This window comes from Sphingobacterium sp. lm-10 (assembly GCF_023554555.1).
Lineage (GTDB): Bacteria > Bacteroidota > Bacteroidia > Sphingobacteriales > Sphingobacteriaceae > Sphingobacterium.
In genome coordinates, this window is sequence record NZ_JAMJWC010000002.1 from 331,812 (window position 1) to 353,018 (window position 21,207).

Consider the following 21,207-nt stretch of genomic DNA (forward strand, 5'->3'; position numbering starts at 1 on the left):
AACGGGGATATTTTTAGTACCTTTAAAACGTATAAAAGACGAAATGACCATGAAAACAGTAAAAGGGCCCGCCCTCTTTTTAGCACAATTTATTGATAATACCGCACCTTACAATACGTTAGAAAATATATCCGAATGGGCGAAATCATTGGGCTACGTTGGCGTGCAAGTACCCACCAACGATCCTGAATTCTTTGACCTACAAAAAGTAGCGGAGAGCAAAACATATGCAGACGAGATCAAAGGCCGATTATCGGAAATTGGTGTGGAGATTACAGAACTATCGACGCACTTGCAAGGGCAGTTGGTGGCCGTTCATCCCACCTACGACAAGTTGTTTGACGGATTCGCTCCTGCGGCCGTGCGCAACAACCCAAAGGCGCGTACTGCCTGGGCGATAGATCAGTTAAAATTAGCCGCTAAAGCCTCGGCCAATTTAGGTTTGAATGCGCATGCTACATTTAGCGGCTCGTTACTATGGCATATGGTCTATCCGTGGCCACAACGCCCTGCCGGGCTGGTGGAAACAGGCTTCAAAGAATTGGCCAGTCGCTGGCTACCTATTCTAGATGAGTTCGATCGCAATGGGATCGATTTATGTTACGAAGTACATCCAGGAGAAGATCTGCATGATGGTGTTTCGTACGAGCGCTTTCTGGAAGCGGCTAATAACCATCCTCGAGCTTGCTTGTTATATGACCCATCGCACTTATTGTTGCAAGGAATGGATTACCTAAGCTATATTGATCATTATCATGAGCGTATTAAAATGTTTCATGTGAAGGATGCTGAATTCAACCCGACAGGCAAACAAGGTGTATATGGAGGTTATAGCAATTGGTTAGATAGAGCTGGCCGATTCCGCTCTCTGGGAGATGGGCAGGTAGATTTCAAATCTATTTTTAGCAAATTAGCCGCATACGATTATGAAGGATGGGCTGTGCTGGAATGGGAATGTGCCATCAAAAACAGTGTGGATGGTGCTACAGAAGGTGCACAGTTTATTCGCGAGCATATTATCAAGGTAACGGAGAAGGCGTTTGATGATTTCGCGTCTACAGGTTCCGACGAAGGTTTTAACCGTGATCTGTTAGGTATTTAAAAATAGGAAAAAATAACGATGAAGCTAAGTCTAGGTTTTTCTCCGTGCCCGAATGATACGTTTATCTTCGATGCGCTCATTCACGGCAAGATAGATACTGGAGATCTTTCTTTCGAGCCGAGCTATCATGACGTGGAGACATTGAACAAAATGGCTTTTGCGCAGCAATTGGATATTACCAAGCTGAGCTACCATGCATTCGCGTACGCATCAGAAGATTATGAGCTGCTCGATGCTGGTAGTGCATTAGGTTTTGGAGTAGGCCCGTTGTTAATAACAAAAGATAAAGATCTTGCGGCGCGTCTGTCAAAATATGCCGGTCAAGATCTGCCGGCAGATCTTCTGGATCTGCGGATAGGCATTCCTGGAAAGTATACCACAGCGAACTTTCTACTTGGCCTGGCATACCCTCAATTGGTTAATAAAGAAGAGCTCGTTTTTTCTGATATAGAAAGCGCTGTTTTGGATGGTCGGGTAGATGTCGGTTTGATTATTCATGAAAATCGTTTCACCTATAGTGAACGCGGTTTATTCAAGGCGCAGGATCTCGGAGAATTTTGGGAGAAAGGAACAGGATATCCTATTCCACTCGGTGGTATTGTCATCAAACGATCGCTACCGCAAACGGTCAAACAGCAGGTGAACAAGCTGATCGCTGATAGTGTGCGTTTTGCTTTCGCCAATCCAAAATCAGGTTTGGATTATATTCGGAGTCACGCACAGGAAATGGAGGAATCGGTAATGTATCAACACATCGACTTGTATGTGAATACTTATTCAGAAAACTTGGGTGACAAAGGCCGTGCTTCCGTCAATTATCTATTTAGTGAGGCACAACGCTTAGGTTTAATCCCTCCGCGGGAGCAAGCCTTATTTTTAGCTACAGATTAACATTCAGGGAGACTGAGCGGTACTTTTACAGCTAGTCCGCCGTCTGCGGTCTCCTTGTATTTTACATTCATATCTTGCGCAGTGGCCCACATCGTGCCAACTACTGCATCTAAGCTCACTTTGGCTTTTTCTGGATTAGATTGCAAAGCAAGCTGTGCTGCGGTAATCGCTTTGATGGCGCCCATGGTATTGCGCTCAATGCATGGAATCTGCACCAGCCCGCCTATCGGGTCACAGGTTAAACCCAAGTGATGTTCCATCGCAATCTCTGCCGCCATCAATACTTGGCGCTGTGAGCCGCCAAGACACTCGGTGAGTGCGCCCGCCGCCATCGCCGAAGATACCCCAATCTCCGCTTGGCATCCGCCCATTGCGGCCGATATCGTAGCACCTTTCTTAAAAATCGATCCTATCTCAGATGCTGCCGCAATGAATTGAATAATCTTTTGATCGTTAAACGCGTCGTAAAACGTAATATAATATTGTAAGACAGCGGGTATCACACCCGCTGCTCCATTTGTAGGTGCTGTCACCACTCTCCCAAAGGAGGCGTTTTCTTCATTCACCGCCAGGGCAAAACAGCTAACGCAGTCCAGAATATATCCAAAATCCTTTCCTCCCAAACGAATTGCTTCCAGCCAAGAGGCAAAATCATCGTAGGGACGATCCTTCACAATACGCTTATTCAATTTAGAAGCTCGGCGTTCTACCTTTAACCCACCCGGAAGTATGCCCGTAGTATGGCATCCTTTATAGATGCATTCTTTCATGGTGGAGAATATGTTTAAAATACCCTCTTTGGTGTCTTCTTCCGTTCGCCAAGCCAACTCATTTTCCAGGACCAGCTCCGATATCTTCAATCCCGTTCTTCTAGACCAGAATAGCACATCTTCGGCAGTATCCATATGGAAAGGCAGATCCACTTCGGCAGCGCTGGCTCCTTGTTCTTCCTCTTGTACGACGAAACCTCCGCCTATGGAGTAATACGTTTCACTTAAGGCTGTACCATCTTTCAGAAAAGCCTGAAAAGTGACCGCGTTGGGGTGAAAGGGAAGGCTTTCATTATACAAAAACAACATGTGTTCGTCATAGACAAAATCAATGGTTTGGCTGTTACCGAGTTGTAGTTTTTTTGACGATTTAATACGTTCCACTTTCGGTATCACATCGTACACATCAAATGTAACGGGATCATCACCACTCAACCCTAATATGATGGCAATGTCTGTGCCGTGGCCCACCCCGGTTTTTGCTAGTGATCCGTATAATAATACATTGATCAGCTGCACATTTTCTATGCCGGCACGAGCATCTACTGCCTGTACAAATCGCTGTGCGGCCCGCCATGGTCCCAATGTATGAGAGCTGGATGGACCTATGCCGATCTTAAACATGTCGAAAATGGAAATCTGTTCGCTAGCCATATGAGGATTAAAAATATTCCAAAAATAAGGTATAAAAAGCGCGTATTTTTATTAATTGTGAAATAATAATAAGGATTGAGTTAAGTGTGTAAATAGGATAATTATTTACATGCCTGCACCGAATTTGAACTTACGAGAGATGGTTACAGGCAGCTTGCCTTCCGAACGGATATCTTTAAAGAGCACTTTAGCAGCAGCGCGTTGCATAAAAGCCTCATTTTGATAGGCCAGAATAATACTACCGCTCTGGCTTACATCGATACCATTTAGGGTATAAGGGTTTGCATGTACTATCGTAATGGTATTTTTGTTGGTTACTTTATCGATAAATTCGATAACGTCTTCGGATAATGGAAGCGTGCTTTGTGGACGCGAACGCGCATCGTGAATGGCCAGTATAACTTGTCCATATTTGCGTGCTTCCATCATAATTTCTTGCAAACGCTCGGGCGCCTCGTTGTTTGCTACATACAACTGCATGATTCCACGTACCCGACTAGCAATTACTTCTTCTAACGCTTGCGGCTTGTTGACACCCACACTGACGACTAGGGTAGGGCGGCCGCGATTAAAGGAATTGATGGCTCGTTGCGAACGTAATACGGTAATCGAAGCCTCTGCCAGGCGCTGTACCAACTGCCGAGAAGCGGTACTGTTTAAGTCGTTATATAGATTTTTGGTGGAAACAGGTTGGTATTTGTCTAGTCCGAGCCAGTATTTTGTCGCCAAAACCTTTTTTACCCGACGATCTATATCTGCCTGTTTGATGCTGCCATTTTTGACGGCCTGCTCAATCATTTGGATAGCGCGACCACTGTTTTCCGATATTTCCAATAGATCATTACCAGCCTCTATCGCCATTACATCGGCTCGACCATTAGGGAAGAATTTCGTAACGCCTTTCATATCCATAGCATCCGTTACAGCAAGGCCTTGAAAGCCCAATTCATTACGGAGCAGATCGGTCACGACCTTTTTAGAGATCGAAGAAGGAATGTTTGGTGTATCGTCCAAAGAAGGGATGTGCATATGCGCGACCATAATAGCCGGCGCTCCTGCACGAATTAATTCCCGGAAGGGAAATATCTCTAGTTCATCAAGCCTTTTTTTGGAGAAATCCAATTGCGGGAGATCGTGATGTGAGTCTACATCGGTATCGCCATGTCCCGGGAAGTGTTTGAGCGATGCTACAATACCACCCGCGACCATGCCGTCCATATACGCTTTCGCTTTTTGGGTCACGTTTTCTTTATTATCTCCAAAAGATCGGAAGTTGATCACGGGATTCTTTGGATTGTTGTTGATGTCTACCACGGGCGCAAAGTTAAAATGCATGCCCAACCTCAGAAAATCTTTTGCTACCTGCTTGCCCATATCGTAAAGCAATTCGTTGCGTTGAATGGCACCCAAAGTCATCTGGTAAGGAAAAGAAGTCGTAGAATCTGCCAGTCGCATGCCTAAGCCCCATTCACCATCAAAGGTAACTAGTAGGGGCACCTTGCTGTCTTTCTGATACCGGTTGAACATATTTGCATGCCTTACAGGCCCGCCCTGGAACACGACTAATCCGCCTAATTTTTCCTGTCGCACAATGCGGCCTACAGAATCTACGTAGCGAGGCCCACGATCTGTATGTGCCCTAATAAGCAAGAGCTGAGCAATGCGTTCGCGCGGAGTAAGTTGCTGAAATGTACGCTCTACCCAAGGATGTGATTGATTAATGAACGGAACAAAGTCGCGTTTTGCTTGTGCATAGCTCGAAGATATAAACAGAGATATGTAGTTGATAAGTAGGAAGATGTGCTTCATGTGTAGGGTAAAAGGAAAATAAAAAGGAAACTAGCTCAAATGGTATTTGTCTTCAATCAGTGCGGTAAGCTCTTCTGCATTTTGCAGTTCGCCAGAGGCTTCTTTCTTCCACAGTAGATCGATAACCAATAATAGATATTGGGTTTCTAATTCGGGCTTGGCATAGCCCAATTCTTGAAAGGCCTTCAATATGATAGATTGTACTGGTTTTATAAAATGCTCGTGTTGACTCCTGGAAAGCTCATCATGTGATAGTCTCTCCTGCATTTTCCAGAACAACGGTTCTTCAGCGACTAGTTTATTCGGAAGAAGAATCATGTTGCGTAAGAAATCTTTGGCACCTTTATAAGTAAGCATGCCCTTGTGATGCATCACCACGCGGCTATACCCAGTTTTTATGATGAAGGAAAGGAGCCGATCTTTATTCCCAAAATGCTTGAAAATCAATGCTTCTGATACACCAGCTCGAATAGAGATTTCTTTGGTGGAAGTGTCAGCAAAACCTTTATCAGCGAATAGTGAGGTTGCGGTTTGTATAATTTTATCTTTCCTACTAATAGCTGTTTCTTTCATAGTTAACTGTATGTGACAAAGATATTGAAAATATTGTTCCTTGCCGTTTGTATTGTTGTTATTAAAGTATGCGACCTCCTTTTTGCAGGAATATTTCTTTTTTATCCATGAAAGTGGTTTTGTCTATTGGCTTGGTCGCTCGGGAGACAATAGCCGTCTTAAAACCTGCTTCCAAACTATCCACCGCGGTAAAGTAAACGCAATAATCTGCCGCTAGTCCGCATACATGTACTTCGGTCACAGCACGCGCTTGCAGATAACCCTGTAGTCCCGTGGCTTTCAATTTGCCGTTATCAAAGAATGCGCTATAGCTATCTATCTTTTTGTCTGTTCCTTTCCTAAAAATAGCCTCTACTGCTCGTGTGTCCAGCGCCTCCGCAAATGCAGCTCCCGCTGTACCTTCAATACAATGATCTGGCCATAATACCTGCTCCAGCCCATTCAGCTCGATCCGATCATATGCCGCAGAACCGGGGTGTTGACTGGAGAAACTACCATGATCAGCAGGGTGCCAATCTTGCGTAGCGACTACGAGATCATAGTCTTTTTGCAAGACATTAATGATAGGGATGATGGTATCACCTGCAGGAACCGCCAACGAGCCTCCAGGTAGAAAATCGACCTGCACATCGACAATGATAAGTGCTTTCATACCCAAATATAACTAATCGATAGATAACCGATAGCCTACACCACGAATGTTGGTAATCTTAATTCGTTCATCTTTGGAAAGGTATTTTCGGATCCGGCTGATAAAAACGTCTAAACTTCTGCCGGTGAAATACGTGTCGTCGCCCCAATAGGTGCGTATAATCTCCTCTCGTGGCACTACCTGATCCTTGCGCTCAAATAAGCGACGTAACAATTCGGCCTCCCGGAAAGATAGTTTCTCGGTCTGTCCTTCGTGGCTTAGTAGAAATTTCTGGGCATCCAGTTTGTAGGTGCCAATATCATAGTGTTGCTGGTCGTGGTGTTGGCGAGTTGCGCGATGCGCAGATTCAATCCGCACGATTAGCTCTTCGATTTTAAAAGGTTTGCGGATATAATCATTACCTCCGAGGTGAAAACCTTTCACTAAATCTGCCGTCTGTGTCATCGCGGTCAAAAATAGGATGGGCGTTTTGGTGTCGATCTTGCGGATTTCGGTGGCCAATGTAAAACCGTCCATCAAGGGCATCATCACATCCAGCACCATCACATGAGGGCTAAATTTTTTCAATATTTGTAATGCATCTTGGCCATTCACAGCGTGTTTCACTTCAAAACCATGCTCCTCCAGGCTTTCCCCCACGATCATGGCCAAACTTAACTCGTCTTCGACATATAATATTTTCAGCATGTAGTTTCTTTTTTAGCAGCGCGTTATTTTCGAGGGAATGATATGGTAAACGTTGTTCCTATGCCTTCTGTGCTGTCGACGGTTATGCTTCCTCCGTGCTGATGCACCACTTGCTGCACATAGGCCAACCCTAATCCAAAGCCTTTGACACTATACAATTCGCCATTCGGCACTCGAAAGAACAGATCATAAATATTCTTTTGATACAACTTCGGAATTCCAATTCCATTGTCACTAATGCGGATCTGAAGTGCTTTTTGGGTCGCCATCAAAGAGACCTTCACCTGCGGTGAAGTGGACTGATTATATTTGATGGCATTATCGATCACATTAGAGAAGGTATTGCGCAGGTGCGCTTTGTCTCCCGAGAAAAGTAGGGGTGACTGCGGTGTGTCGAACAAAAGGTCGATTTGTGCCGCATTGACCAATTGGAATGAGTCTACAATTTCTTGAAGCAGGGACTGAAGATCAAACTCCTCGTCGTTGAAGTCGATCCCGCTGCGTACATCACTATTGAATTGCAGTACACTTTCTACCATCTGGCTTAGGTGATCCAGTTCTCGTTTAGAGATCGTGAGATATTTGTTCCAGCGGTCTGGATCATTCTTGGCACCGAATCGTTGTAAAGCTTCGACAGCCGCCGTTACGGTAGACAATGGCGTTTTTAGCTCATGTGTCATGTTGGTCACAAAGGATCTTTGTAACATAGCCAACTTATTTTGCTTGCGAATAGTTTTAAATAAAGCCAGAAAAGTGCCAATCAAGGCCATGACCAAGAGGGCGGAGAAGATAATCTGTCCAAGCATGTTAGAGACAATATGTCGCCAGGTTTGCGACAGCTCTGCATAAAGATAAAGATTGCCTTCTGCATTGATTAAAATAGGGCGAGTAGTTAATATATTTTTCGTGTGATTCTCACGTAGATCCGAATAATCTTTCCGATCCACTTTTTGAAGCCTCAGTTGTGCATTTGCCAAGTGAATTCCTTGATAAGACAGCTCCTCTTTGTACTCCTTCAAAAGCGTATCTAGTGCAGCCGTAGACAGCTGCGCATCTCTTCCTTGAAGCATCCAATGGTTTATTTCTCTGGGTTTGCGACGCATACTTCGTTCTTTCGGGATATTGCGGTGCATTTCGCGATATTGGTGACGAATACTATCATGTCGGCGTGTAGCGTTTTTCTCCATCCATGCGTATATACTATCAACCGCTACATTCGGATAAGCACGGTTGATATCTGCAACCAAATTTTTCTGGTAGCTATTACGCGAATTGTTGGCCGTAATTTCATGGCGTGCATAGTAATCATTCAGCGTGCTAAGCAACGCTTGATCCGCCTTAGCAAAGGTTAATTCCCGGTGATCGTCGTAGGAGTTGTACAGCCAAAAACTGAGGACGGAAAGTATTCCAGCAGTGATTACAACGATCAGTACGGCCAGGATTTTGTGGTTTTTTAACATTATTAAAACAAATTTAATTTAGTAGATTTGCATCGCATAGGTAATTGTTAATATTTAACAAAATATAACACTGATTAACAGTAACGTTCGGTTACATTTGCAATTCATTGGTTTTTATGCTAAAACATTTCATATTTATTGCTTTCGGGTTCGTGTTTTTCGGAACGAATATTCTATTGTCTAGTTGCGAGAAAGATATGGCTATCGCATTAAACAACGATAATGTGGATGCGCTAAATCTAGCTTCTGTAGATTCTTTATCTGTCCAAATCACGAATTTAACGTTACAACATATCCCAACCTCGGGAGCAGGAGCAATTTTATTAGGTAGATATGACCGTGAAGGAGCAGGGTCGGTTTCAGTAGCACCTTATTTTCAGGTAGAACCAGAAAATTATAATTACAGTGATATTCCTGAAGATGCCCGTTTCGATTCTATTAAGTTGGTGCTTCGAACACATAATCAATTGCATGTGCAGGGAGATACGACCAAGTTACACACCATTCGTGCACACCGCATTACACAACGGCTAGAGACAACCAGATTACAAGCTGGCGGTATCAATAACGTGGAGATTCCATTTTATGTACAGACACCAGCTATCTTTGGTGATCAGAATTTTCAGATCGAAGAAGCCGCTTTAGGAGAACTAAGCTACACGCCACGACCAGGAAGCAGACAAAGGCTTGCTATTCGCCTGAATGATGCTTTCGGAAAAGATCTGTTTGACAAAATGCAGACAGATGATGCAAGAGTAGTGTCTGCGGCCAACTTTGCTGAATATATGAATGGCTTTGCAGTAATTCCCGATGAAGAGAATACAAGTGTAATTGCATACAACGATACCATCCAAGCAGAGATTCATTATTCCTATATCGGTGCTGGCGGACTGCGGACTACAGCACAAAGGAATTTAGTTATTCGTGACTACAGTCTCAAATACAACAAGTTTTCGGCAGATAGATCTGGTACACCTTTTCAAGGGTTGTCTGCAACGACGCCTTTACCTGGTGCAGCCACTAATGGTGTTGGATTAGTACAAGCAGGTACAGGAGCGGCAGTACGCATCGATTTTCCTGCACTTCGAAACTTCTTGCAGACTCCTGGTATTGCAGTCAATAGGATGGAGCTAGAGGTAGAGATACAATCGAATCAAAATTGGATGTATCCTTTACCTACGGGGCAAGAAGGGCCCTCATTATATTTGGCAAACAGTAGCGGTGTGGCATTGGATTTTATACGAACTCCTTTTACTACCGACATTCAACGCGGACAGTTTACACCAGCAAACAATACCGGGCAAAACGCGAAATATAGATTTAATTTAATCGAATACATTCGTGTCGTTAATAGCGAATCTATTATTCCTAGATCGTTAGTACTCGCTTTCCCTCCAGCACTTTTAGTGGGCACAGCTCACTCATTTATGATTGCAGCGGAAGACAATACACCTAAAATCAAATTAAACATCTTATACACAAAATTTAATTAGTCATATGAAGAAGAAAAACTGGCTAGCATTACTTTTAGTTGGTGCGATTGCGACGACATCTTTCCAATCCTGTTCGAGAGATGACGAAGAGACGGGGACAGGCACGGATACTGGACCAACAGAGTGGACTAGATCAACTGTAGCACCGGGAGATCCTAGAGAGGGTGCGGCATCTTTTGTGATTAATGATCAGGCATATATGGTCGGTGGCTATACAGCTACGCGTGCCATTCTACAAGATGCTTGGGCTTTCAACGGATCGCAATGGGAGCCTAAAGCACAATTCGCTGGCCCAGCGCGTCATCGCGCAGTCGGTTTTGCTATTGGTGGAGTAGGATTTGTAGGAACAGGTTACGACGGAACTAACGCATTAAAAGATTTTTACCGTTTTGATGCAAGCGCAAATACCTGGACTAAGATTGCTGACTTCCCTGGAGATGCACGTTTCGGCGCTGTAGCCTTCTCGTTGGGTGGTGCAGGATATGTTGGACTAGGAGAAACTCCTGCCGGCAGAACGTTTAGCGATATCTATCGTTATAACCCAACCAACGATACTTGGACTTTAGTGCCTACACAATTCGGATGGACGCGTACTGGCGCATTTGCTTTTGTCATTGGTGATAGAGCATATGTTGGTGGTGGCCGTTTCAATAATCAGTTACCAGAAGATTTCTTCTCTTTCGACGGAACAACTTGGACGAAATTGAACGATTTAAATCGTAACGACGCCAGTCAGACTTACGATGTGAGACGGTATAACACCTCTTCTTTCGTAATCGGTGGCCAAGGTTATATCGTGAGCGGTAGAGCTCCTGCAGGCTTGGTAGCTAATGTTTGGAAATACGACCCGGGAAGTGATACTTGGACAGGTCAGCATCAAGCAATACAGGGTAGTGGCGCTCGTGAGAAAGCTGTTGGTTTTGCTATTGGTAATAGAGGCTTTATTGCAACAGGTTCGGCTGGTACTGGTCGTGAACAGTTTTATAGTGAAACACTAGGATTTACACCTGTTAGATAATAACAGATTTTATCAGGAAATTCTTAAATGGATTTCTTGATACATAAAAATAGCCGGATGATTATTAATCATCCGGCTATTTTTATGTCTTTCTAATTCGGAAGACGATAAGGTAACTGATCTGATTATCCGATCAGCTGTCTTTTATGTAATAATTCTGCAATCTGTACCGCATTCGTTGCAGCACCTTTACGCAGGTTATCTGCTACTACCCAAAGGTTAAGCGTTTTGTCCTGAGATTCATCTCTACGAATACGTCCTACAAAAACCTCATCCTTACCATGCGCATCTTTTGGCATTGGATATTCTAGCTTCTCTGGATTATCTACCACAATAATACCTTCCTGCGCCGCCAGTAAGTCGCGCACTTCCTGTAAATCAAAATCATTTTCAAATTCGATATTTACCGATTCAGAGTGGCCGCCAATAACAGGGATACGTACAGTAGTTGCCGTTACGCGAATCGAATCGTCGCGCATGATTTTGTTGGTCTCCTTGATCATTTTCATCTCTTCCTTGGTGTAACCATTATCTTGGAAGACATCAATCTGAGGAATCACATTAAGGTCAATCTGATGTGGGTAAGCTTTTTCACCATCAATGCCAGCACGTTCGTCATTCAACTGCTTTACAGCCGCCACTCCTGTCCCAGTTACGGATTGATAAGTAGAAACCACGACGCGTTTAATAGTATACTTCTCATGTAAAGGCTTCATCACTACGACCATCTGAATGGTCGAACAGTTTGGATTGGCGATAATCTTGTCTTCTGCCGTCAATACATTACCATTCACTTCTGGGACTATTAATTTTTTTGAAGGATCCATGCGCCAAGCCGATGAATTATCGACAACGGTAATGCCTGCTTCGGCAAATAATGGGGCGAACTCGGTGGAAGTAGAACCGCCAGCAGAAAACAATGCTACATCTGGTTTAAGTGCAATAGCATCTTGAGCAGTAACCACCTTATACTTCTTACCCTTGAACTCGATTTCTTTACCCTTGCTTCTTTCTGATGCAACTGGAATTAATTCTGTTACCGGGAAATTTCGTTCCGCCAATACTGTCAACATTTCTGACCCAACAAGACCTGTTGCGCCAACTACTGCAACTTTCATAAATAAATTATCGTTAAACTTTAAAAAAAATAAACCAGATTAAGTATATTTAACACGTAATCAACCCCAAACATACTAAATTATTTGGATTCTTATTCCAAAATCTACTGATAAAGTAGATTTTAATTCGTTTAAAAATGACTTTAAAAGCAAAGGCCCTATTCTATTGGAGTTCAATGCTCTTTTTGCTAGGATGCGCAATTCCTTTTGATCACGAGGTCAGCTTCGTCGCGCCACATCCAGTGATCAACGAGTTGATGATGAATCCAAGTGGTGGTAATCTGCCGATGCGAGAATGGTTGGAGCTTTACAATCCCTCTGATGTAGCGATTTTGCTAAAAAATTATACGATATCCTATAATAACAGATCGTTTCAATTTCCAGATATATACCTCCCTGCCCGACAGTATTTGATCGTAACAGCCGCCCAAAACGAACAAGCATTTTTTGCTTATGGAAATGTATGTGGCATTGTAGGATGGCCTACAATGAGTAATGCTGGAGCTACCATCACACTTGCCCATCTAGAACTAGGTACAGTAGATGCCGTTTCTTATCAGAGTAATTGGTATGAAACCACTGCAAAACGACAAGGTGGTTGGAGTCTGGAACGGATAAACCCGGAGTTCGGATGCAACCCTGTACAGGCCTGGCAAGAATCCATCGCAACAGGTGGAGGTACACCGGGGCGCCAAAACAGTGTGTATCTTGCCGGAGCAATTCCGAATGTGCAGATCCAGCAGGTTCTTATACAAGAAAATAGCCTAAACTTTGTGTTGAATATAGATGCGGAAAGTATGCTTAGCTTAGGCAGCGTTCAGGTAGCTAACGAGTTGCCACAACCACTTAATTGGACAATATCCAGAGATACAATACGGGTAAGATTCCATGGAGAATTGCCGATAGGTCAACCCCATGAGATAACCCTGTTAGCGCAATTTTGTGGAAGAGACCTATCCTTGTCGCATACCGTTTTTGCAGAGACAAACTTACGTTATAATGATGTTGTTATAAACGAAGTCTTGTTTAATCCCTATACTGGCAGTCCCACTTTTGTAGAAATTTACAATCGATCGAACGAGATCATCAACCTGCAAGGCTGGCGCTTAGGTAATAGGTTGCTATCTAGTCAGCAAATGCTTTTTCCTCCGAATAGCTATCTTGTAATTACCACCAACGCCAACCAACTGCAACACGATTATCCCAGTGCAGTGCTACATAACGCTGTGCTACTGCCAAGTCTGCCTGCATATGCCAATCTCCAAGGGATAGTAACGCTGTTTTCGCCCGAGGAATTGATGGATAGCCTACGATACACAGCAACCATGCACCAGCCTTTTATTCGTAATGCGCGAGGCGTTTCGCTGGAGCGTATCTCGCCCGATGTGCCTACAAATCAAGGGGGCAACTTTATTTCAACGTCCACGTATAGTGAAGGAGCCACTCCGGGATATGAGAATTCTCGCATTCGCCCAGCTACCGTCACGAAAGACAATGTATACCTTTCTGCACGTACCATCAATCCAAATAGTACTAATGAAGATCGCTTATTGCGTATTCAATACGAATTTATGGAGGCAAACACGATGATAAACCTGAACATCTATGATGATAAAGGACGATTAATAAATAGATTGGTACGCAACCAAGGAGTGGGGTATGTTGGTAGGTTCACCTGGGATGGGTTGCGAGAAAATGGTCAGCCGGCTTTGCCAGGGATTTATATCATGTGGATGGAAGCTTACCGTGATAATGGACAGCGGCAGACCTTCAAAGAATCCTTTTTGCTTCGCAATTAGTCAATCTTGAAAAACGCGGCATTACGACTTTCGAGAAGGGTTCAAAAAACAGTATATTTGCACGAAATAAACCGTTTTGAAGCTTGATTTGACAATAAATCTTAGTTTTCTCAACGGGATACGAATATACTATAACATGGGAGAACGCATATTAATACTGGGCGCAAACGGACAAATTGGATCAGAACTGGCCGCCGCCTTACGCTTGAAGTTTGGTGCAGATAATGTCATCACATCCGATATCCGGGAGCCGCGTGAGCGTGCAGATCAGGAGATCTTTGAGTTGGTGAATGTCTTAGACAAGGAAAGAGTGAAGCATCTTTTTGAACAATACCAGCCTACTCAAGTATACTTACTGGCCGCCATGCTTTCTGCAACTGGAGAACAATACCCACAAAAAGCCTGGGACTTGAACATGAACGGGTTGCTAAACGTATTAGATCTTGCGGTGGAGCTAGGTACTAAAAAGATCTTCTGGCCAAGTTCAATCGCGGTTTTCGGACCACATTCACCGAAGGTGGATACCCCGCAATACTGCGTCATGGATCCAAACAGTATTTATGGCATCAGCAAACTAGCAGGAGAAAGACTTTGTGAGTATTATCATAAGCGATATGGTTTGGATATTCGAAGTATCCGTTACCCGGGTATTATATCCTGGAAAACAGAACCTGGAGGCGGGACGACAGATTATGCGGTACATATCTATTTTGAGGCATTGAGAAAAGGGGCGTATACCAGCTTCCTTTCCGAAGAAACAGAGTTACCCATGTTGTATATGCAAGATGCAGTGCGCGGCACCTTAGCGTTGATGGATGCGCCAGCAGAAAAGCTCAGCATCCGTTCTAGTTACAATCTCGCGGGGATGAGCTTCACGCCAAAAGATATCTCCGAAGAAATCCAAAAAATTCTTCCTAATTTTGAGATATCCTACACAGAAAGCGACCCTAGACAAGCTATTGCTGATTCTTGGCCTAAGCGTATCAATGATGATTATGCGCGTCAGGACTGGGGATGGGCACCTTCCTTTGACTTGGAAGCGATGACCAAGGATATGATTGAAAATCTAAAATCAACGATATAACAATGGGTAGAGCCTTTGAATTTAGGAAAGAGAGAAAATTTAAGCGTTGGGCAAAGATGGCTGTCCAGTTTACACGGTTAGGTAAAGAGATTGCCATTGCCGTGAAAGAAGGTGGCCCGCATGCCGAAAATAACTCCCGACTGCGTACCGCAATGCAGAATGCCAAAGCGGTAAATATGCCGAAGGATCGGGTAGAAGCCGCTATTAAGCGTGCTTCCGAAAAGGATGCGAAAGGTTATGAAGAATATGTTTACGAAGGTTATGGGCCGCACGGTGTGCCTGTGCTGATCGAAACAGCAACAGATAATACGAATCGTACAGTAGCTAATGTGAGAAGCTACTTTACAAAAGCAGGCGGTTCGTTAGGTAAAACAGGTTCCTTGGATTTTATCTTTCAACGCAGATCTGTTTTCCGGTTCCCGGCTCCAGAGGATCTGGATGTCGAAGAGCTGGAATTGGAGCTTATAGATGGCGGTTTGGAAGAGCTTTATGTAGAAGCTGATGCAGAAGGAAACGATGTGGTGGTGGTACAAACCTCGTTCGAAGACTTCGGAAACATGCAAAAGCTATTAGAAGAGAAAGCAATTGAAGTGTCTTCTGCTAATTTAGAACGTATTGCCCTATCTCACTCTTCATTGACGGAAGAACAAGCAGCGGACGTGCTGAAATTGATCGACAAAATCGAGGAAGACGATGATGTGCAGGCCGTGTATCATAATCTGGACTAAACAATATTGATATGCATAAAAATCCCTGCGAAACCTCTTTCGCAGGGATTTTTAGTTACTTTTGATTATGCTCAGCTTTGAAGAGTTCTTCCATAAGAAAAAGATTGACTTGACTGCTTTGAAGGCGGGTGAGCCGACTTTGTATGCAGAATTTTCTAGGCATTACGCCGAGATGGGGGAGAAGAGCTTTGATCATACTAAGAAGTTCTGGTTCAATAAGCTCCGGAAAAACTACTTAATCGCTGCTGGAGAGCCTGCACCAATCCCGGAGAAACCTTTGGCCACTTCAGATATACCGGTGAAGCCGGTGTCGGAGGTGGTGCCCGTTGAGCCAACGGCCGCGGCAGTAAAACCAGCGGGATTCAAGCCGCGCTTTAAGGCTGGAGCAGCTAAAGTTACGCCTAAACCTGTTGTCAATGCAGGGAATGATGCCGCGAGTGCGACAGAAAAAAGTGTGGAATCAGTTCCTTCAAAAGAAGGCAATTCAACAGGAGGAGAGCAACCGCAGCTTGCTAGTAAACCAGCAGGTTTTAAACCGCGATTCAAGGCTGGAGCCACGAAGACGGTTGCTGAAAGTCCTGATGCGAAAGCAGATAAAATTGTTTCTACAGAGGCTGGTTTAGAATCTAAACCACCAATAGAGGAAAAACCGGTAATAGAAGAGCAGCCGCAGCCTGCCAATAAACCAGCGGGGTTTAAGCCAAGATTTAAGGCCGGTGCTACGAAGACGATCTCTACAGAGCTCGCCAAGCCAGAAGCACCAAGCGATCCAGCATCCGCTACTGAACCTACAAAAGACAAAGAACCTTCTGATGCGACAGCAGAAACTAGTTTGGCAGAAAATAATACCGTATCACCTTCATCAGAGGAAGATAAGCCGTCAACAGACGAGCCGCCAACGACAACAAACAAACCAGCAGGTTTTAAACCAAGATTTAAGGCTGGGCTGACTAAGTCGAACAAACCCAAAGATGATCAGTAGCAAGCTTAAGCGATGGATCCAATAAGCCCCTTACCAGAAGAAAGCTTAAAAAAGAAAGCCGCTAAAGGATTTTTATGGGGCGGCCTATCCAATGGTGCGCAACAGGTTATTGCCGCCATCTTTGGTGTTGTATTGCTCCGAATACTAGAACCCAAAGATTATGGTCTGGTGGGTATTTTAACGATTTTCTCTGCGATTGCATCCGCGTTGACAGAATCTGGCTTTGTGAGTGCATTAAGCATCAAGAAAGACGTTACGGAAGCAGATTATAATGCCGTATTCTGGTTTTGTGTGCTATTAGGCGGGGGCATCTATGTCTTATTATATACCGCAAGTCCTTATATCGCCAATTTCTATGAGTTGCCGGAATTAGGGCCTTTGGCACAATTCTCCTTTTTAAATTTTCTAATTAGTAGCTTCGGCGTGGCGCATAATGCTTACTTAACTAGAAACTTAATGGTGAAAGAGCGTGCTAGTGCCACATTTTTTGCGGTTTTGATCAGTAATGTAATCGGTGTGGTAGCCGCGCTTCAAGGGCTGAAGTACTGGTCCTTGGTCTTACAAAACCTAACCTATTGTGTGATTGTGGCTGCGCTATTTTGGTATCATTCCAACTTTCGTCCTTCTTTTCAAATCAACTTAAAACCCATCAAGCCCCTGCTGTCATACAGTAGTAAATTGGTAATTACAAATGTATTTTTCTATCTAAACAATAATTTCCTGACAGCCATTTTAGGGAAATATGCACCAGTATCGCAAGTGGGGCAATATAACTCTGGGAACAAATGGAATCTCATGGGGCAAAGCTTGATTTTGAGTATTTCCAATACCATTATCCAACCATTGATGACCGAGGTGTCGCAAAGTGAAGAAGAACGCAGAATTCGCGTTTTCCGTAAACTACTTTCCTTTATCTCTTTCATCACTTTTCCGTTGATGTTTGGTTTAGCACTCATCGCGCCAGACTTCCTCCTGCTTGCTGGTGGCGGCGAGAAATGGTTAGAAGCGGCAGATTACCTTCGCGTTCTAGCTTTTGGAGGCGCATTTGCTGTAGTAGGCAATGCCTTTTCCAACTACACACTGAGCAAAGGTCGCTCTACCATCTACATGTGGAATATGATCACATTTGGGGTATTGCAAGTCGGTTTATTCTTTGCGTTGAAGCACCTGGGTGTTTTCTATATCATCGTGGCCTATGCAGCAATTAATTTGTTGTGGCTCAATACCTGGTTCTTTATTACTCGGAAGAGCCTACACTATAGTTATTGGTTTATGTGGCGCGATGTATATGCCTATGCGCTCACTGCGCTGGTTGGTTTCATGGCTACTTATTTTTGGATTGATGTACTGCCACATGCTGTTTTGAGGTTGGGCGTATCGATGCTGTCGATGGGCTCGGTTTATTTGGGGATTTGTTATCTGTTTTCCAAAGACACATTTGTAGAAATTCAGAACTTTTTTCGTAATAAGGTATGAAGAAGGTGCTCACCATCATTGTGTCCTATAATTTTGAGCCTTGGCTAACTAAGTGTTTGGATAGCCTGCTGCAATCAACGTATCCCACGGATATTTTCGTGATCGATAATGCGTCGAGTGACCATACGGTAGCACGAATTCAGCAAGATTATCCACAAGTTATCTTGCGTCAAAGCGACAAAAACCTTGGCTTTGGCCGTGCCAATAATCTAGGCTTCGATTATGCCATCACGAATAGATACGATGTCGTCTTTCTGGTTAATCAAGACGCCTGGGTACAGTCATCATGTCTGCAGCATTTAATGGAGGAAGATTACGGACCTAACGTGGGGATTGTGTCGCCTATGCATTACGACGGAACCGGTGAGCAATTGGATCAAGGCTTCGCAGGGTACATTAAGGCAGGGCAGGCCAACCTTTCTTCCTTCCCCGTCCCATTCGTGAACGCCGCATTTTGGTTGATCCCAGTACCTGTATTAAAACAAGTTGGTCTATTTGCACCCATCTTCTATCATTATGGTGAAGATAGTGATTATGCCAACCGCATTAAATACCATGGAATGCACCTAATCGTCAGTAGGCGAGCCATCGCATACCATGATCGACAAAACAGAAACAACGTTTCCAGAGCACAGTTCTTCCAAAGGGAATACATCTATTTCCTGACAGAATATGCCAATGTAAATCACTCCTTTTTCTCTGCGTTTGCCTACGGCGTGGTAGCGCCCATCAAGAAAGCTTTTTTGCGATCATCGTCTTCTCACGCAGGCTTATTGCCTTATCTGGCTATCGCATTCAAGGTATTGGCGCAAACGGCAGCCGTCTACCATACGCGAAAAAGAAACGCATAGATTATCCACGGTCTGCTAATTCCCGTATTTGCATATGCAGACTTTTTTGGCGAGTTTCGTCTATTCTTAAACACATTCATGGAGCAGCTAAGTCCCATTATTCTTTTTGCCTACAATAGACCCGAACACACCCAACGTGCTTTAGAAGCTTTGGAGCTCAATGACGGAGCTGCAGATAGTATCTTATATGTATTTGCAGATGGTGCAAAGAACGTCGGAGCCGAGAAAGCGGTGCAGCAAGTAAGAGACGTGATTAAACGGGAATGGGCATTCAAAGCGGTGCACGTTACCGAACGAGATCGCAATTGGGGTTTAGCTAATAATGTCATGGATGGGGTAGGGCAGGTGATGAAAGAACATGGTCGGGCAATCGTTTTAGAAGACGATGTACTATTTGCTCGGCATACGCTGCAATACTTTAATGAGGCGTTGATCCGGTATGAAAAAGAAGAACAAGTGATGCACATTGGGGGCTTTATGTACGAACTGGATCGCTCCTCGCTGGAGGAAACATTCGTAACGCGTTATGTGGCGAGTCAGGCTTGGGCAACGTGGTCGCGTGCTTGGCGATACTTCGAACCCAACATTGACCAAATTATAGCACAATTTAACGAAGATAAGATCGCAGCCTTTACCTTTGATCATACGATGAATTTCTGGCGCACGATACTGCAGCAACAAAAAGGAGAAGTAGATTCCTGGGCTGTGCGATGGTACGCCAGCGTTTTCTTAAAAGATGGTTTGGCGATAGAGCCCAGCCAATCGCTCATTGAAAACATTGGACACGATGGTTCAGGTGTTCATTCTGGAATCAATACGATGTTCGAAACCTCCATACGATCTACACCCATTACCTATTTTCCAACAGATTTGGTAGAAAATCCTGCTGGGTATGCCGCACTGCGCTATTTCTTTAAGCATCGGAAGGGAAACTTATTGCAGCGTTTGTATCGGTTTGCCATCAACAAGCTGCGTTAAACATAAACAAATAGCTTCTCGCCAAAACCCATATTTATGCCCGACCATCATCATACACTTCCTGTCATCTCTATCATCACCATTGTGTATAATAATGTGCGGGATATTGGCTATACACTATCCTCAGTGGCCGAGCAAAGCTATCCTCATGTGGAATATATCGTAATAGACGGCGCGTCGACAGACGGAACGTTGGGGGTGATACAGAATTATGCTTCACACATTGATCTGTTGGTTTCTGAGAAAGATGGAGGTATCTACGACGCGATGAACAAAGGGTTGGCACTTGCAACAGGCGATTATGTATTGTTTTTAAACTCTGGTGACACCTTGTTTGATGCAAACACCCTACACACGATTGTAGCGCAGGGGAATGATGCTGATATTATCTACGGGGAAACGAAATTGGTCGATGAGGGTCGGCATATTGTTGGTGACCGTAGGCACAAAGCGCCGGCGCATTTCGATTGGCGATCTTTTCGTTATGGGATGAATGTTTGCCATCAGGCCATATATGTTAAAAGAAATATCGCCTCTCCGTACGATGCTAACTATCAATTGAGCGCAGACATTGACTGGGTGATTCGCGCAGCGAAGAAGGCAAAAACCACTCAATTTGTAGATGCCGTAGTGGCGAAATATCTGGTGGGCGGAATGTCCCAGAAACGGCATCGACAAAGTTTAATAGAGCGGTACGCTATCTTAAAAAAGCATTACGGCACATTAGCCAATCTATTTAACCATCTGATTATCGCGGGGAGATTAGTATCTTACAGAATCAAACATGGAAAAACAAGAGAATAACCAACTGAATCCGCAGTTATTACTCGATTTGGCGAACGCGAAAATGCCATTCGGTAAATACAAAGACACCTATTTGAGGCATTTACACGAAGCATATCTCAATTGGTTTCACCAGAAAGGTTTTCCTCCCGGAAAACTTGGAGTGCAGCTGGCCACCTTGTACGAAATCAAGCTCAATGGCTTAGAATATCTGTTACAGCCATTGATTAAACGTTAGTTTCTCTGGGGATATTTACATCATTAACCCCTTCCTGAAAAGTTTTTAAACATAAATGTCA

20 protein-coding genes are annotated in these 21,207 nt (G+C 44.0%); 13 read left to right on the forward strand and 7 right to left on the reverse strand.

All coding sequences use genetic code 11. The features are described from left to right. Positions 1–49: 49 nt before the first annotated feature. Both M8998_RS11385 and M8998_RS11390 read left to right on the forward strand, forming a co-directional pair. Entirely contained in the window at positions 50–1,102 is a 1,053-nt protein-coding gene (locus M8998_RS11385; protein ID WP_249992838.1) for a sugar phosphate isomerase/epimerase family protein, read from the forward strand. A gap of 18 nt (positions 1,103–1,120) precedes the next feature. Next, complete coding sequence (locus M8998_RS11390; protein ID WP_249992840.1) at positions 1,121–1,993, forward strand: 1,4-dihydroxy-6-naphtoate synthase; 873 nt, start codon at positions 1,121–1,123, stop codon at positions 1,991–1,993. On the opposite strand, the gene M8998_RS11395 is transcribed toward M8998_RS11390, so the two are convergent. The 6 genes from M8998_RS11395 to M8998_RS11420 all read right to left on the reverse strand — a co-directional run bounded on the left by M8998_RS11395 (position 1,990) and on the right by M8998_RS11420 (position 8,598). Continuing rightward, positions 1,990–3,417 (reverse strand): L-serine ammonia-lyase, encoded by a 1,428-nt coding sequence (locus M8998_RS11395; RefSeq protein ID WP_249992843.1) that lies wholly within the window; start codon positions 3,415–3,417, stop codon positions 1,990–1,992. The two genes, M8998_RS11390 and M8998_RS11395, sit on opposite strands and share 4 nt — an antisense overlap. A gap of 105 nt (positions 3,418–3,522) precedes the next feature. Then, positions 3,523–5,226, reverse strand: coding sequence for a glycoside hydrolase family 3 protein (locus M8998_RS11400; protein WP_249992845.1), 1,704 nt, complete (start codon positions 5,224–5,226; stop codon positions 3,523–3,525). Between the two features lie 30 nt (positions 5,227–5,256). After that, positions 5,257–5,799 carry a TetR/AcrR family transcriptional regulator gene (locus tag M8998_RS11405; protein WP_249992847.1) on the reverse strand — a complete coding sequence of 181 codons (543 nt, stop codon included), beginning with the start codon at positions 5,797–5,799 and terminating at the stop codon, positions 5,257–5,259. Positions 5,800–5,860: 61 nt separating this feature from the next. Continuing rightward, complete coding sequence (gene pncA, locus M8998_RS11410; protein WP_249992849.1) at positions 5,861–6,451, reverse strand: bifunctional nicotinamidase/pyrazinamidase; 591 nt, start codon at positions 6,449–6,451, stop codon at positions 5,861–5,863. Positions 6,452–6,463: 12 nt separating this feature from the next. Next, positions 6,464–7,138: a response regulator transcription factor gene (locus tag M8998_RS11415; RefSeq protein ID WP_249992852.1), complete on the reverse strand. Its 675-nt coding sequence runs from the start codon at positions 7,136–7,138 to the stop codon at positions 6,464–6,466. A gap of 23 nt (positions 7,139–7,161) precedes the next feature. Next, positions 7,162–8,598, reverse strand: a complete 1,437-nt coding sequence (locus M8998_RS11420; RefSeq protein WP_249992855.1) for a sensor histidine kinase — start codon at positions 8,596–8,598, stop codon at positions 7,162–7,164. Between the two features lie 116 nt (positions 8,599–8,714). On the opposite strand from M8998_RS11420, the gene M8998_RS11425 reads away from it, so the two are divergent. Together M8998_RS11425 and M8998_RS11430 are read left to right on the forward strand one after the other, a co-directional pair. Further along, positions 8,715–10,091: a DUF4270 family protein gene (locus tag M8998_RS11425; protein ID WP_249992858.1), complete on the forward strand. Its 1,377-nt coding sequence runs from the start codon at positions 8,715–8,717 to the stop codon at positions 10,089–10,091. 4 nt (positions 10,092–10,095) lie between these two features. Continuing rightward, positions 10,096–11,109 carry a Kelch repeat-containing protein gene (locus tag M8998_RS11430; RefSeq protein WP_249992860.1) on the forward strand — a complete coding sequence of 338 codons (1,014 nt, stop codon included), beginning with the start codon at positions 10,096–10,098 and terminating at the stop codon, positions 11,107–11,109. A gap of 125 nt (positions 11,110–11,234) precedes the next feature. On the opposite strand, the gene M8998_RS11435 is transcribed toward M8998_RS11430, so the two are convergent. After that, a complete protein-coding gene (locus M8998_RS11435) occupies positions 11,235–12,227 on the reverse strand; it encodes an aspartate-semialdehyde dehydrogenase (protein WP_249992862.1) in 993 nt (330 codons plus the stop codon). Positions 12,228–12,364: 137 nt separating this feature from the next. On the opposite strand from M8998_RS11435, the gene M8998_RS11440 reads away from it, so the two are divergent. The 9 genes from M8998_RS11440 to M8998_RS11480 all read left to right on the forward strand — a co-directional run bounded on the left by M8998_RS11440 (position 12,365) and on the right by M8998_RS11480 (position 21,146). Beyond that, complete coding sequence (locus tag M8998_RS11440) at positions 12,365–14,026, forward strand: lamin tail domain-containing protein (protein ID WP_249992864.1); 1,662 nt, start codon at positions 12,365–12,367, stop codon at positions 14,024–14,026. 136 nt (positions 14,027–14,162) lie between these two features. Further along, complete coding sequence (locus M8998_RS11445) at positions 14,163–15,110, forward strand: NAD-dependent epimerase/dehydratase family protein (protein WP_249992867.1); 948 nt, start codon at positions 14,163–14,165, stop codon at positions 15,108–15,110. Positions 15,111–15,112: 2 nt separating this feature from the next. Beyond that, the gene (locus M8998_RS11450) at positions 15,113–15,838 is read left to right on the forward strand and encodes a YebC/PmpR family DNA-binding transcriptional regulator (RefSeq protein ID WP_249992870.1); all 726 of its coding nucleotides are present in this window, start codon (positions 15,113–15,115) and stop codon (positions 15,836–15,838) included. 67 nt (positions 15,839–15,905) lie between these two features. Beyond that, positions 15,906–16,820, forward strand: coding sequence for a hypothetical protein (locus tag M8998_RS11455; RefSeq protein ID WP_249992872.1), 915 nt, complete (start codon positions 15,906–15,908; stop codon positions 16,818–16,820). Positions 16,821–16,832: 12 nt separating this feature from the next. Next, positions 16,833–18,296, forward strand: coding sequence for a lipopolysaccharide biosynthesis protein (locus M8998_RS11460; protein ID WP_249992874.1), 1,464 nt, complete (start codon positions 16,833–16,835; stop codon positions 18,294–18,296). Continuing rightward, positions 18,293–19,147: a glycosyltransferase family 2 protein gene (locus M8998_RS11465; RefSeq protein WP_249992876.1), complete on the forward strand. Its 855-nt coding sequence runs from the start codon at positions 18,293–18,295 to the stop codon at positions 19,145–19,147. The genes M8998_RS11460 and M8998_RS11465 overlap by 4 nt, the downstream gene beginning before the upstream one ends. A gap of 78 nt (positions 19,148–19,225) precedes the next feature. After that, a complete protein-coding gene (locus M8998_RS11470; protein WP_249992879.1) occupies positions 19,226–20,125 on the forward strand; it encodes a glycosyltransferase family protein in 900 nt (299 codons plus the stop codon). Between the two features lie 36 nt (positions 20,126–20,161). Further along, positions 20,162–20,929, forward strand: a complete 768-nt coding sequence (locus tag M8998_RS11475) for a glycosyltransferase family 2 protein (RefSeq protein ID WP_249992882.1) — start codon at positions 20,162–20,164, stop codon at positions 20,927–20,929. Next, the gene (locus M8998_RS11480) at positions 20,910–21,146 is read left to right on the forward strand and encodes a DUF3820 family protein (protein WP_249992884.1); all 237 of its coding nucleotides are present in this window, start codon (positions 20,910–20,912) and stop codon (positions 21,144–21,146) included. Before M8998_RS11475 ends, M8998_RS11480 begins: the two co-directional genes overlap by 20 nt. Positions 21,147–21,207 lie beyond the last annotated feature (61 nt).

What these genes read in the sequence shown, in the direction of transcription:
- M8998_RS11480 (WP_249992884.1), top strand. Translation starts at nt 20,910, where the DNA reads ATGGAAAAACAAGAGAATAACCAACTGAATCCGCAGTTATTACTCGAT.
- M8998_RS11400 (WP_249992845.1), bottom strand. Translation starts at nt 5,226, where the DNA reads ATGAAGCACATCTTCCTACTTATCAACTACATATCTCTGTTTATATCT.
- M8998_RS11425 (WP_249992858.1), top strand. Translation starts at nt 8,715, where the DNA reads ATGCTAAAACATTTCATATTTATTGCTTTCGGGTTCGTGTTTTTCGGA.
- M8998_RS11420 (WP_249992855.1), bottom strand. Translation starts at nt 8,598, where the DNA reads ATGTTAAAAAACCACAAAATCCTGGCCGTACTGATCGTTGTAATCACT.
- M8998_RS11385 (WP_249992838.1), top strand. Translation starts at nt 50, where the DNA reads ATGAAAACAGTAAAAGGGCCCGCCCTCTTTTTAGCACAATTTATTGAT.
- M8998_RS11390 (WP_249992840.1), top strand. Translation starts at nt 1,121, where the DNA reads ATGAAGCTAAGTCTAGGTTTTTCTCCGTGCCCGAATGATACGTTTATC.
- M8998_RS11430 (WP_249992860.1), top strand. Translation starts at nt 10,096, where the DNA reads ATGAAGAAGAAAAACTGGCTAGCATTACTTTTAGTTGGTGCGATTGCG.
- M8998_RS11440 (WP_249992864.1), top strand. Translation starts at nt 12,365, where the DNA reads ATGACTTTAAAAGCAAAGGCCCTATTCTATTGGAGTTCAATGCTCTTT.
- M8998_RS11395 (WP_249992843.1), bottom strand. Translation starts at nt 3,417, where the DNA reads ATGGCTAGCGAACAGATTTCCATTTTCGACATGTTTAAGATCGGCATA.
- pncA (WP_249992849.1), bottom strand. Translation starts at nt 6,451, where the DNA reads ATGAAAGCACTTATCATTGTCGATGTGCAGGTCGATTTTCTACCTGGA.
- M8998_RS11435 (WP_249992862.1), bottom strand. Translation starts at nt 12,227, where the DNA reads ATGAAAGTTGCAGTAGTTGGCGCAACAGGTCTTGTTGGGTCAGAAATG.
- M8998_RS11475 (WP_249992882.1), top strand. Translation starts at nt 20,162, where the DNA reads ATGCCCGACCATCATCATACACTTCCTGTCATCTCTATCATCACCATT.
- M8998_RS11450 (WP_249992870.1), top strand. Translation starts at nt 15,113, where the DNA reads ATGGGTAGAGCCTTTGAATTTAGGAAAGAGAGAAAATTTAAGCGTTGG.
- M8998_RS11455 (WP_249992872.1), top strand. Translation starts at nt 15,906, where the DNA reads ATGCTCAGCTTTGAAGAGTTCTTCCATAAGAAAAAGATTGACTTGACT.
- M8998_RS11460 (WP_249992874.1), top strand. Translation starts at nt 16,833, where the DNA reads ATGGATCCAATAAGCCCCTTACCAGAAGAAAGCTTAAAAAAGAAAGCC.
- M8998_RS11470 (WP_249992879.1), top strand. Translation starts at nt 19,226, where the DNA reads ATGGAGCAGCTAAGTCCCATTATTCTTTTTGCCTACAATAGACCCGAA.
- M8998_RS11415 (WP_249992852.1), bottom strand. Translation starts at nt 7,138, where the DNA reads ATGCTGAAAATATTATATGTCGAAGACGAGTTAAGTTTGGCCATGATC.
- M8998_RS11465 (WP_249992876.1), top strand. Translation starts at nt 18,293, where the DNA reads ATGAAGAAGGTGCTCACCATCATTGTGTCCTATAATTTTGAGCCTTGG.
- M8998_RS11405 (WP_249992847.1), bottom strand. Translation starts at nt 5,799, where the DNA reads ATGAAAGAAACAGCTATTAGTAGGAAAGATAAAATTATACAAACCGCA.
- M8998_RS11445 (WP_249992867.1), top strand. Translation starts at nt 14,163, where the DNA reads ATGGGAGAACGCATATTAATACTGGGCGCAAACGGACAAATTGGATCA.